Below are 12,244 nucleotides of genomic sequence, written 5' to 3' on the forward strand. Positions count from 1 at the left end.
TTAGAGGTTGGTGGAGAATAACAGTGTCTGAAAGGCTATTTATCCGATTAGGAAAAACATCAGAACACTCATGTTCATGGCTAGTATGGTCTGAACAAGAGCAAGAGATCATCGCGTCGGGTGAACTGCCCGATGCCGCAAGTCTTGCCAGCTTAACCGAGCGTGTTGGCAATAGGCCTGTGGATGTACTTGTGCCTGCCGCAAGCATGACATTAACCCAAATTGCCTTGCCAGAAAAAGGCCAACATCAAGCGTTAAAGGCGTTGCCATTTATGCTGGAAGAGTCGATTGCAAGTGATGTAGATGACATGCATTTTGTTGTCGGTCCTCGTCAGGGGGAAAATATCAATGTGGTTGCTGTTGAGCACCAGCAAATGCAGCAATGGCTCAGTTGGCTTAGCGATGCTGGTTTAAAAGCAAAACGTATCGTGCCGGATTGTTTAGCCTTGCCGCTTGAGCAATGCCGTTGGGCGGTAATGAGTTTCGGTGAAGAATATTTACTGCGCACAGGGGAAGGCGCGGGAGTCAGTTTACCTCAATCTTGGGTGTCGTTAGCCTTGCCTAAGTTATTAGTTGATGCTCAACAACAGGCTACGGATCAACAAGCCATTGATGTGGCATGCTACAGTGACAACGTGCAATTTGAAACGCAAGATTTAGTATTAACAGCTAAGCCCTTAGAGCTCCCCATGATGGTGCTTGCAAAGGGAATTTTACACGCCCCCGTTAATTTACTATCAGGCGTCTATAAGCCCAAACGTGAATATAGCAAGCAGTTAGTTTTGTGGCGTAACGCAGCTATCATTACCGCTATTGTGATCATACTGGCACTGGTAAATAAAGGCTTGGCGATTTCTCAGCTTAACCAACAAACCGCAGAATTACGCAGCCAAAGTGAAGCGATTTTTAAAACTGTTTCTCCTGGCATTAACCGAATTGTTAATATCCGTTCGCAAATGGATAGTCAGTTACGCAGCATGCAAGGTCAAGGGGGAGGCGCGGCCTTTTTTGAGATGCTTGATGGACTCAAACCTGCGTTTACTCAAGTACCTCAATTAAAGCCAACAAGCTTACGTTTTGAAGCAAATCGCAATGAACTGAGAATGCAAGTTAGTGCAGATAATTACGCACAGCTAGATAAATTTAAAGAGATCGTTGCCAAAGACTTCTTATTAGAGGGTGGCGCAATGAACAGTAACGATGACAGTGTCACAAGTAGCTTAACCTTGAGGAGCAAATAGCATGGAAAATTTGCGTACCTGGTGGCAAAGCTTAGCATTACGAGAGCAACAACTTGTGGGGTTTTGCGGCTTTTTTGTATTAATTGGGGGGTTATATTGGGGTATTTGGTCACCGATATCAACGGCACAAGAAGATGCAGAGCGTAATCATAAAGCGGCACTACAAACATTGAACTACGTTAAAAAAACCGCTAACGAAATTGCTGGATTAGCACAATCCGGTGCTAAGGCTAAAGTTAATGGCAGTTTAAGTTCTATCGTCAACCAAAGTGCGGGCAAATATTCATTAGAAATTACCCGTATGCAACCACAAGGAAACAAAATTCAACTGTGGATGGATGATGTGCCTTTTGATGCACTACTCGGTTATTTACATGAGCTTGTTGTTCAAAAAGGCTTAACGTTAGACAGCGTTGACTTATCTGAATCAGATACGGTCGGTTTTGTGAATGTCAGACGTATTCAGTTATCTCAGTAAGGAATTTGTGTGAAGTTATTTGTTAAAATTGGCATCGCCATTTTTGTGTACCTGGTGTTTTTGGTCGTATACCTGCCTGCAAACTGGTTAGTCAGTATTGCGCCAATACCCAATAATGTTCAGTTATCGGGTGTTGATGGCACCCTATGGCAAGGTAATGCTGACTTTATTCGCATTGATCAGCGTCAGTTAGAGCATGTCAGTTGGAAATTAAATCCACTGGCATTATTTATTGGGCAGGCAAACATTGATTTTCAACTGGGCAGTAGAGCAACAGCGGTTAGCGGTAAAGGTCTTATCAGTTATTCGTTTTCAGGACTTAAAGCTGACAACCTGCGTTTTGATGCCCCCAGTAGCTTTATTTTAGCGGGAAGTCGTTTACCCTTTAAGACCAGTGTGACTGGTGATATCAGCTTAATGATTGAAAATCTTGAGCAGGGCATGCCTTGGTGTGAACAGCTGGCGGGTAAACTCTTTTTAAATAGCATTGGTGTCACTAACCAATTTGGAGCATATCCTTTAGGTGATATTACCTTAGGGTTAAATTGTCGAGATGGCCAGGTGCTGTTAAACACAGATGAACAAAGCAACCAATTAGGATTATCGGGCACCATTACCCTAGCTGAAAATAATCTAGTTAAAGTTACTGCTAAAATCAAACCCACTGACACACAGCCTGAGGATTTACGTAAAGCGTTAAGCTTTTTAGGTAAGCAAGACAGTCAGGGTTATTACCCCATTAATTATCAAGGCATTATTCCTGGTTTTTAATGACAATGATTTAAAGGGTGCTAAGCACCCTTTTGACTATTTAACCTCAACTCAGGTTAAGGGGTGGGCTCAATCAGCGTTTATTATCTCGAGCTGCGCTTATTTAGTATTTATCTGAATTAACTCATCTAACAAGTGATGGTAATCGTCTATAGCGGGGAAATCATGGAATAAGGTATGGCCTTTTTGGCTATCGGGATTTTTAATGCCTAGTTGAAAGCCTATTCCTGCTTTTTTAGATGCCTGTAAAATCGCTTCACTGTCATCAATAAATAAACATCGAGCAGGGTTGAGTTGATACTTTGCTATTGCGGTTAGCCAAAATTGTGGGTGCTCTTTTGGGTAACCGGTTTCATGGCTCGATAACATCGCATCTAAACCCTTTGACAGCTCAGTATGCTCAAGTTTCAGCGCCAAACTTTTAGGATGGGCATTGGTGAATAAAATTCGTTTTTTATTTGTGCGGCCTAATGCCTGCAGAAAAGGCATACTATCTTGACGCATTTGAATACGCTCAACTAATGAATAATGCAATGTCAGAATATCAAGTCCAAGCTGCTGCTGCCAATAATCGAGGCAATACCACTCTAAGGTACCTGCCACTTTATGGTATGCAATTTCAACTAGTTGCTTGGCTTCATCTAGGCTAATGTGTTTTTGTTGGCTTAATTGTTGCGGTACTAAATGCAACCAAAAATGATTGTCAAAATGCAGATCGAGTAGGGTGCCGTCCATGTCGAGTAGAACAGTATCTATCTTATGCCAAGGAAACATGAAAATTCCAGTTGTGGATTACGCTTAGGATAGTAAGATTGTAACTTGTCTTTATTCATTCGTCACATGGGGTTGTAATGACACAGCGGCATAGTAAGCCGGAAATCTTGCACACAGAAATTGTTGCCAAAAGTCGACTGTTTCAAATTGAGCAGGTTCATCTTAAGTTTTCTAATGGTGTTGAACGCCAATATGAGCGAATGAAGGGCGGCAGTCGTGGAGCGGTCATGGTTGTGCCAGTGCATGAGGGCAAGCTATTACTGGCAAAAGAATATGCCGCAGGTACTGATAGCTATGAATTAGGTTTTCCTAAAGGGTTAATCGATCCTGGCGAAGAAGCGATTGAAGCGGCTAATCGTGAGCTGCAAGAAGAAATTGGTTTTGCCAGCAAGAAACTCACTCATCTTAAAACTCTCTCACTTGCCCCAGGCTACTTCTCGAGTAAAATGCACATTTTTATTGCTGAAGACTTGTATACTAGCGAGCTTGAAGGTGATGAACCTGAACCTATCATCGTTGTGCCCTGGGCATTGGACGATTGGCAATTATTATTAGGCCATGCTGATTTTACCGAATCGCGCAGTGTGAGTGCTCTTTTCCTCGCACAGCTGTTTTTGGCTCAATCGACAGAATAATTGGCTTAACTGTAAGAATAGAATCTTCGCACTTTGGCTATAAATTAGCTAAAGTTAGTTTTAATCAGTAATACATGCTTATTTCCAGCAACTGGAGTTGTAATGAAGCCCGAAATCGTTATCGAACAAGCAATTGATATTGCCATCGAAGCAGGGAATGCGATTCGTGAAATCTACCATGCAGGTAATTTTAAGCGTGAAATAAAATCTGATAACACGCCTGTGACTTCTGCCGATCTGGCGGCCCACAATATTATTTGTGCTCGTTTGGCAGCGCTAACACCTGACATTCCTATTTTGAGTGAAGAAGACGCCGATATTCCTTTATCTGTTAGAGAGACCTGGTCCACGTATTGGTTAGTAGACCCCCTTGATGGCACGGGTGAGTTTATTGCTGGAAGTGGTGACTTTTCGGTTATTATTGCACTGGTTGAACACAATCGTCCGATAATGGGCATTGTCTATGCGCCCATGACAGAGGTGTGTTACTACGCAATTGCTGGCACAGGTGCTTACAAACGTGAAGGCGGAGAAGAAGTGCGTATTACCAGTACTCAGTTAGCGGCTACCGAGCAACATCATTTACGTATTGCCGTGAGTCGACGCCAAGACCCGCAAAAAGTATTGAGTTTGTTTTCTGATCCCCAAGATTGTGAGTTAGTGATATTGGGTGGTGCAGCATTAAAGAGCTGCTTGGTTGCAGAGGGGCAGGCGGATTGCTATGTGCGTTTAGGGCCTACTGGTGAGTGGGACACAGGTGCGGCACAAATTATTGTTGAAGAAGCCGGTGGCGCGTTAATTGATATTGATTTGCATCCTATGACTTATAATGAACGTGACACATTAGAAAACCCCAATTTTATTGTTGTCGGTACAGAAAGTGTAGCTTGGAATGCGCTATTAGTTGGCCAATAAGGTTTGCTTGAAAAAATTTTTAAACTTTAAATACAACCTTTGAATCAGTCCATAACCCAATATTCGTTTATCATATAGCGTAATTTGAGGTTTCTAAGGTTTAAGACTGCTCATCTAACCATTGATGTACTGCTTGATGAGAGCCTTTAAATACAATTTTATTGGCTTTCTTTTCTAATTGATATTGGTACATAGGATCATAATATTCGGCTAATAATTGGCTTATCCATGCGTAGTGTCCCTCTAACGTTGTTTGCTGTAATGCTTGTAAAATAAGATGTTGCAATTGGTCGTGTTGCTTTCCACCTAAGCGCTTACGGATTTTGCTGATACTGTGTTGTAAATAATGCGCAAAAGCCTCGGCACCGGCATCGCGGCCCAATTGTTGGCAATATTGGGCTTGCATATTAACCACATATTCTTGATGCAAACGCTGCACTCTTTGTTCAAAGCTTTGTTCAACGATAACCACCGGTGCTTGCTGCATGGATTGGAAAAAGAGATGGGGAATTGCGGCGCGACCAATAAGAAAGCTTTCATCTTCTACGATTAATTTGGTGTTGCTTGTCAGATGACGCTGTTGATGTGTTAATAGCGCGATGGCTAAGTTATTTTCAAAGTTAATCTGGCTCGGCTGGGCTGAAATTTGTTTGCCAAAACTCGATCCTCTATGATTGGCGATACCTTCCAAGTCAATTGCATCATTCCTATGATGGATAAACTCAGTTTTTCCGCTCCCCGTACTACCACTAATAACCAAAATTTGATGTTTTGAAGGGGTGCTGTCAATGGTATTGATTAGGAATGTCCGCATGGCTTTATAGCCGCCTTGAACATAAGGAATATCTATACCAGCCTTGTTCAACCATTGTTGGGTTAATTGCGAGCGTAATCCGCCTCTAAAACAATATAAATAACTATTAGGGTGTTGTTGTATATGCTGACACCATGCATCAATTCGCTGCTGTTTAATATTGCCATTAACCAGCGCATGGCCTAATTCAATGGCGGCTTGCTGGCCTTGCTGCTTATAACAGGTGCCGACTTTGGTACGTTCACTATCATTCATTAACGGCAAGTTAATCGCTTGTGGAAACGCGCCTTTGACAAACTCGGCCGGCGCACGCACATCCATAAGTGGATGGTTAGTTAAAAATAGCTGCCGAAATTCTGATTCGGGAACAATATTCATTATTAGCCGTGCTCTTTTAAATTAATCAAATTGGATGTTGAGTCTGATAATGGGCTTTGGTGTAACTCGCCAATACAGTGTACCCCAATGCAATTGGCCTCTAGCAGTGTTATTAAGGTTGATTCGGATTGTGAATCAACTGCCACTAATAGCCCACCACTTGTTTGTGGATCGCAAAGTAGGGCTTTTTGGTATTCGCTTAATATTGGTAAGTTCTGCTGGTAACTTGCATAATTTCGTCCGGTTCCACCAGGTATGCAGCCGAGGTTCAGATAGTGATCGACCTGCTCCAATTTGGGAATAGTATTAAAATCTAGGGTTGCTGTAAGCTTTGCAGCTTGGCATATTTCAATTAGATGACCAGCAAGACCGAAGCCGGTGACATCAGTTAATGCATTTACTCCTGCGATTTTAGCAATATCACTGCCTATTCGATTGAGCTGACACATAGCATCAATAGCAATCTGGCTATGTTCTGGTTGGAGTTTTTTCTGTTTTTGCGCTGTAGTCAGTATGCCCACTCCAATAGGTTTTGTGAGGTAGAGTTTATCACCGGCTTTTGCGGTACTGTTTTGCTTAAGCTCTGGTAACGGTATCTGTCCCGTGACGGCTAAACCAAATATGGGTTCAGGAGCATCAATACTATGGCCGCCTGCCAGCATTATGCCTGCATCTTTACAAGCTTGGCGTCCACCATCAACCACTTGCTGAGCCACTTCTGCGGATAATTTATTCACCGGCCAGCCAAGAATCGCAATCGCCATAATAGGTGTCCCCCCCATGGCATAAATATCGCTAATAGCATTGGTTGCTGCAATACGCCCAAAGGTAAAAGGGTCATCCACTATCGGCATGAAAAAGTCGGTGGTACTGATTATGCCAGTTTGCTCATTAAGTTTATAAACTGCAGCATCATCACGCGTATCATTACCTACAAGCAGATTCGGATCTGTAAATGCTGGTAGTTGTGATGACAATATAGTGCTTAATACTTGAGGGGAGATTTTACAGCCGCAGCCTGCGCCATGGCTATATTCCGTCAGACGGATCTGATGATCATTTTGTTTCATAATGAATAACTTATTTTGTGTAAGATGTAATGCCACAGTGGAGGTCATTGTGGAAGATAATATTAAGCTTGGAAAGGATTAAATCCTCCTACTGATTTGTGTGGCAGCTTTGTGGTTGCAAGTGAGAAATGTCACTTGCCTTGATCAATGATTCATTAAGTCGGTAGGAGTTAAAATGTATGAATACCAAGTACAAGATTTTATTGCTAACTGATTGGATTTATTGAAAATAAAAAATAGGTGCTAAGCACCTATTCATGTTTTGTACGTATTGTGTACTCAGCAACTCAACGTTGAGCATGTGGTTTACAGGCTAATGTCACCCATTAAACAATTATGAATAACTTGCCGTGAGCATTTTCCATTGCTTTTGTTGTTCAAGAAAACGTGCCCGTAATTCCTGTACCTGTTCTTTTAAATGAGTATCAACCAATTGCTTACGTTTAGCTTCAAGCAAACTTTTTTTCGCTTGATAATAATCCATTAAATGCTGCTTCATAAGATCATATTCTGCTTGGAAAGTGTCAATAATTTCATCGCAGTTTGGTAAATGAGCTACTTTACGTTGCACCCGTAAAAGTTGCATTTGCAGTTTAGCTGCTTCAATACGCTCTTGGGGAACTTTACGAAGATCTTTGGCTAAGCCTGTCCAGCTCATCAGTTTAATCAACCATTTAGTAGGGTCGTAATCCCACCACTTAATCCCATTTCGATAATCATTTTCGAAAATATGATGAAAATTGTGATAACCCTCACCGTAGGTTAATAAAGCTAAGAAGGCGTTATCACGAGCGGTATTTTTGTTTGTGTACGGCCGTTTTCCCCAGATATGAGCGAGAGAGTTAATAAAGAAAGTGCAGTGATGAACAACAACTAAGCGTAATAACCCAGCTAATAGCACCATTGAAATAATATCGCCATTTAACCAGCCTAGAAATGCCGGAAGACAAATATTCATTAAAATAACCAAGGCGAGATAATGTTTATGCTGCCACATCACAATCGGATCGTTCTGCAGATCCCTTACGTTGTTATAGTCGCTGTAACGGCTTGCTTGGTATTCGCGAAGCATCCAGCCAATATGACTGTACCAAAAGCCCATTTTAGCTGAGTAAGGGTCTTTTTCATTATTATCAACGTGTTTGTGGTGAACTCTGTGGTCACTACACCAGTGTAAAGCACTATTTTGTAATGCTAAGGCGCCACCTAAAGCAAATAATACGCGCATCGCAGGGTGGGCTTTATAGGCTTTGTGAGACCATAATCTGTGGTAACCCGCAGTAATTGATAACCCACTCGCATATGCCAACACAATGAACGCTAACCATTCCATGCCATCAAAGCCGTGCGCTATCCCACGCCAAGGAACAAGTACAACTGCTCCAATAAATGTAATAGCAAACAACAAGGTGTTGAGCCAAATTATAGGGGGTTTTTTCATCTTATTGATTTCCTGCTAGCGTTCTAATATGAATCTAAAATCATTGAGCGTACATATGTAAGCTAATTTATCCTTTGATCTGATTTGGGTCAAGCTCAATAGGGCTGTGTTTCTATGATAAAACGGGTATTATCTGTTAATTAATCTTGACTAAGCGGATTGTTAAATGGGTGTAAGAGCACAACAAAAAGAGAAAACTCGTCGTGCATTAGTGGATGCGGCTTTTAATCAACTTAGCGCAGAGCGTAGTTTTTCTAGTTTAAGCTTACGCGAAGTCGCTCGAGAAGCGGGAATCGCACCTACATCATTTTATCGTCACTTCAAAGATATGAACGAACTTGGACTAACGATGGTTGATGAAGGTGGCTTGACCTTGCGGCAAATGATGCGCAAAGGCCGTCAGCGAGCAGAAGCAGGTGGCAGCGTTATTCGTATTTCGGTCGATACCTTTATGGAAGTGTTAGAATCCAACCCCAACGTATTCCGTATTTTATTACATGAGCGTTCAGGTACATCTGCTGCCTTTCGCGCCGCGGTTGAGCGTGAAATAGAGCACTTTATTTCAGAGCTAACACATTACACTGAAGCCCATGCTAATCGTCATCCTACGCTTGCCCGAGCTCAAGCTGAAGCGTTAGTTACTTTAGTGTTTAATGCGGGTGCGAGTGCGTTAGATCTTAAACGAAGTGAGCGCAAGCAATTGGCAGATCAATTGGTATTACATTTACGTATTGTGGCGACAGGTGCAGAGGCATTGCAGCAGAAGATGGATTTAAAAGCAGAGCGAAACGCTTAACACTTTCTTTGACTATAAAAACAAAAGGGCAGATTTTCTGCCCTTTTTAGTTGTTGATTGATGGATTATTTGCGTTCAAGCAGCACGCCTGACTCCATATGATCGGTGTAAGGAAATTGGTCAAATAATGCAAAACGAGTGATCTTATGCGTAGTGCTAAGTGTTTGCAGATTATCCTTTAACGTCTGTGGGTTACATGAAATATATAAAATACGCTCGTAACCTTGTACGAGTTTCAAGGTTTCATCGTCAATACCGGCACGAGGAGGGTCAACAAAAATGGTATTGCAATCGTAGCTGTCTAAATCGATACCCTCTAGACGTCTAAAGCTGCGTTTTTTGGCCATTGCATCGCTAAAGTCTTCTGCTGACATGCGGATGATTTGTAGATTATCGATCTTATTAATTTCAATATTGTATTGTGCGGCATCAACCGAAGGCTTAGCCAGTTCAGTGGCTAATACGCGATTGAAGTTTTGTGCTAGCGCGATAGAGAAGTTGCCATTACCACAATATAACTCGAGCAAATCTCCTTGGCTGTTTTTGGTGGTATCAATTGCCCATTCCAGCATTTTGACCGATACCTTAGCATTCGGTTGGGTAAAGCTATTCTCTATCTGCTTATAATGCAGTGTCTGTCCATTAACCGTTAGGGATTCAATCACGAAATCTCGGTCTAAATCGATTTTTTGTTTGCGGGCTCGGCCAATCAAATTCATGTTGAAGTGTTTTGATAGCTTTACTTTTAGTTGTTTGGCTTGATCAAGCCAAACATCATCTAATTGACGATGGTAAAGTAAAGACACTAAAATCTCGCCACTGAGTGTAGATAGAAAATCAACTTGAAATAATTTATGGCGTAAAGCGGGATTAGGTTTTAACTCATCTATTAAAACAGCCATCATTTCATTGATTAATGAACCTGCGGCAATATATTGGTCACAACGTACTTTCTGATTCAGCTCTTTATCGAACATGTAGTAGTATAAGTCATCGCCTTCATGCCACATTCTGAATTCGGCACGCATACGATAATGGGCAGGATCAGATGAGAATACTTCTAATGCTGGTGGAGTGAACTCAGCAAAGGTTTGTTCAAGCTTGATGCGTTTTTGCTCGAGCTGCGCATCATAGTTTTTAGGATCCATGGCTGCTAAATTCATCTTGTCCACCAAAGGCAATAAAAAAGGGCGCAAATTTTATAACAAATAGCGCCAATATCCAATGTAAACATCATACTGTGATTTTACTTCACATCAATAACGGAGATTATTTTGTCAGAGCCTATTCTTGTATTCGACTCAGGTATTGGAGGATTATCGGTTCTGACGGAAATTCGTAAACGATTACCGGATCATAATTATCACTATGTATTTGATAATGCTCGCTTGCCCTATGGAAACTTGTCTGAAGAAGAGTTAATCAAAGGTTGCGTAGACTTAATCGTGAAGCAAGTTAAGCAAAACAATGCTGCTATTGTCGTGGTTGCCTGTAATACCGCAAGTACATTAGTGTTACCACATCTTCGGGCATGCTTGACGATCCCCGTTGTTGGCGTCGTTCCAGCTATAAAACCCGCAGCGCAGATATCACACAAAAAGCAGATTGGTTTATTGGCAACGCCGGGCACGGTTAAACGTGACTATACCTTTGAATTAATCAATGAATTTGCCGATGACTGCAGCGTGGAGTTATTTGGCTCGTCTGAACTCGTCATCATGGCAGAAAAATACTTTGCAGGTGAAAAGCTCGATCTCGATTTACTCACAGCCATTTTACAGCCAATCAAAGAGGCTGATATCGATGTATTAGTTTTAGGTTGTACGCATTTCCCTATGATCGCAGAACAAATAAAGCAGACGTTGGGTCATGGGATAGAATTGCTTGATTCAGGGGCGGCTGTTGCGAGTAGGGTTCAAACATTGATGAAGCAGAATGACAAACTTAGCGGGACGATGGCGGTGAGCTATACAAAAGACATATCAACAGGATTATATAGAGCGTTAGTCGGCTATGGGTTTACAGATGTGAAACAAATAACCGACTAAAACTCGAAGCATTATATTAAGCGTCTGAAGAGTCAGACTCTTGCGATTTAGCTTCTCTTACTTTTAAGGTACGCTCCTGGAAAGTGTAATCGTTCAACTTACCCATCGCTTTTTGAGCACCGGCTTCAGACATCTCAACAAATCCAAATCCTTTACGACGCCCAGTTTTACGATCACGCACTAAGCGAACAGAATTAACTGGACCATACTCACCAAACAACTCTTTAACTTCACCTTCATGAACACGGTAAGGCAGGTTACCAACATATAATGTCATCGTTGGGCCAACATAAGGTTCATCTGATGCACGAGATTGGCTAGATGGCATAAAGCTAAAAATTAATGTTGCTGTTACAACTCCAGCAATAAACGCTACAGAAGAAGCGGCATTAACAAATTGAAAGAAAACAAAAGCACCTACTAGTGCGGCAATAAGAACAATCACGAATGATTTCTGCATAAAATAATCTCTAATAAATAATGATATGAAAAATAACTGTTAAAAAACCGCTATATGTTAATGAATTATCCAAACATTAACCAGCTTGTTGTAGAAAAAACGACCTTAAAATTAGCTTAAATATCATAAATAATGAAATTAGAGCCTAATTTGGCTGTTTTATACACGACAAAAGATAAAAAAACGACGATCTGAACAAAAGATCGTCGGTCAGTAAAAAAGATCGCGATCTCCCCTTGCACAAAATCTTAAGCTGCCTATAATGCGCATCCACTGACACGGCACAGCGCGAAAGCAAAATGCACAGTCAGCTTGGTTTACAGCGATAAAACGCAACAAACCAAAGGCGAAAAGAAAGTTTGAAAAAACGCTTGACGCAAACAACAGGGTCTGTAAAATACGCAGCCCAAGCCAACGACCTAG

The 12,244-nt window shown here is 41.6% G+C and carries 13 protein-coding genes; 7 read left to right on the forward strand and 6 right to left on the reverse strand.

The window, feature by feature from the left end; all coding sequences use genetic code 11:
• Positions 1-23: 23 nt before the first annotated feature.
• Genes gspL through OHT75_RS07620 form a run of 3 tightly spaced genes read left to right on the forward strand, consistent with a single transcriptional unit; the run spans position 24 to position 2,490 of the window.
• On the forward strand, positions 24-1,241 hold the full coding sequence (gspL, locus tag OHT75_RS07610) for a type II secretion system protein GspL (RefSeq protein WP_264725892.1): 1,218 nt from the start codon (positions 24-26) through the stop codon (positions 1,239-1,241).
• A gap of 1 nt (position 1,242) precedes the next feature.
• Complete coding sequence (locus OHT75_RS07615; protein ID WP_264725893.1) at positions 1,243-1,719, forward strand: type II secretion system protein M; 477 nt, start codon at positions 1,243-1,245, stop codon at positions 1,717-1,719.
• A gap of 9 nt (positions 1,720-1,728) precedes the next feature.
• Positions 1,729-2,490 (forward strand): type II secretion system protein N, encoded by a 762-nt coding sequence (locus tag OHT75_RS07620; protein ID WP_264725894.1) that lies wholly within the window; start codon positions 1,729-1,731, stop codon positions 2,488-2,490.
• A 99-nt stretch (positions 2,491-2,589) separates the two neighbouring features.
• Here the strand turns inward: OHT75_RS07620 and yrfG are convergent, their stop codons facing one another.
• Positions 2,590-3,264, reverse strand: a complete 675-nt coding sequence (gene yrfG, locus OHT75_RS07625; protein ID WP_264725895.1) for a GMP/IMP nucleotidase — start codon at positions 3,262-3,264, stop codon at positions 2,590-2,592.
• A 77-nt stretch (positions 3,265-3,341) separates the two neighbouring features.
• Between yrfG and nudE the strand changes: the two genes are divergently transcribed.
• Both nudE and cysQ read left to right on the forward strand, forming a co-directional pair.
• A complete protein-coding gene (gene nudE, locus OHT75_RS07630; RefSeq protein WP_264725896.1) occupies positions 3,342-3,899 on the forward strand; it encodes an ADP compounds hydrolase NudE in 558 nt (185 codons plus the stop codon).
• A 102-nt stretch (positions 3,900-4,001) separates the two neighbouring features.
• Positions 4,002-4,814 (forward strand): 3'(2'),5'-bisphosphate nucleotidase CysQ, encoded by an 813-nt coding sequence (gene cysQ / locus OHT75_RS07635; RefSeq protein ID WP_264725897.1) that lies wholly within the window; start codon positions 4,002-4,004, stop codon positions 4,812-4,814.
• A 100-nt stretch (positions 4,815-4,914) separates the two neighbouring features.
• On the opposite strand, the gene mnmH is transcribed toward cysQ, so the two are convergent.
• The 3 genes from mnmH to OHT75_RS07650 form a co-directional block, all read right to left on the reverse strand.
• Positions 4,915-6,006 (reverse strand): tRNA 2-selenouridine(34) synthase MnmH, encoded by a 1,092-nt coding sequence (gene mnmH, locus OHT75_RS07640; protein WP_264725898.1) that lies wholly within the window; start codon positions 6,004-6,006, stop codon positions 4,915-4,917.
• Between the two features lie 2 nt (positions 6,007-6,008).
• Positions 6,009-7,076: a selenide, water dikinase SelD gene (selD, locus tag OHT75_RS07645; RefSeq protein WP_264725899.1), complete on the reverse strand. Its 1,068-nt coding sequence runs from the start codon at positions 7,074-7,076 to the stop codon at positions 6,009-6,011.
• Positions 7,077-7,410: 334 nt separating this feature from the next.
• The gene (locus OHT75_RS07650) at positions 7,411-8,517 is read right to left on the reverse strand and encodes an acyl-CoA desaturase (RefSeq protein ID WP_264725900.1); all 1,107 of its coding nucleotides are present in this window, start codon (positions 8,515-8,517) and stop codon (positions 7,411-7,413) included.
• A gap of 166 nt (positions 8,518-8,683) precedes the next feature.
• On the opposite strand from OHT75_RS07650, the gene fabR reads away from it, so the two are divergent.
• A complete protein-coding gene (gene fabR / locus OHT75_RS07655; RefSeq protein WP_264725901.1) occupies positions 8,684-9,313 on the forward strand; it encodes an HTH-type transcriptional repressor FabR in 630 nt (209 codons plus the stop codon).
• 65 nt (positions 9,314-9,378) lie between these two features.
• On the opposite strand, the gene trmA is transcribed toward fabR, so the two are convergent.
• Positions 9,379-10,476 carry a tRNA (uridine(54)-C5)-methyltransferase TrmA gene (trmA, locus tag OHT75_RS07660; RefSeq protein WP_264725902.1) on the reverse strand — a complete coding sequence of 366 codons (1,098 nt, stop codon included), beginning with the start codon at positions 10,474-10,476 and terminating at the stop codon, positions 9,379-9,381.
• Between the two features lie 111 nt (positions 10,477-10,587).
• On the opposite strand from trmA, the gene murI reads away from it, so the two are divergent.
• Positions 10,588-11,361, forward strand: a complete 774-nt coding sequence (murI, locus tag OHT75_RS07665; protein ID WP_264725903.1) for a glutamate racemase — start codon at positions 10,588-10,590, stop codon at positions 11,359-11,361.
• A gap of 16 nt (positions 11,362-11,377) precedes the next feature.
• On the opposite strand, the gene OHT75_RS07670 is transcribed toward murI, so the two are convergent.
• Positions 11,378-11,821 (reverse strand): RNA recognition motif domain-containing protein, encoded by a 444-nt coding sequence (locus tag OHT75_RS07670; protein ID WP_264725904.1) that lies wholly within the window; start codon positions 11,819-11,821, stop codon positions 11,378-11,380.
• Between the last annotated feature and the right edge of the window lie 423 nt (positions 11,822-12,244).

The sequence above is a fragment of the Shewanella subflava genome, from assembly GCF_025971955.1.
Lineage (GTDB): Bacteria > Pseudomonadota > Gammaproteobacteria > Enterobacterales > Shewanellaceae > Shewanella > Shewanella subflava.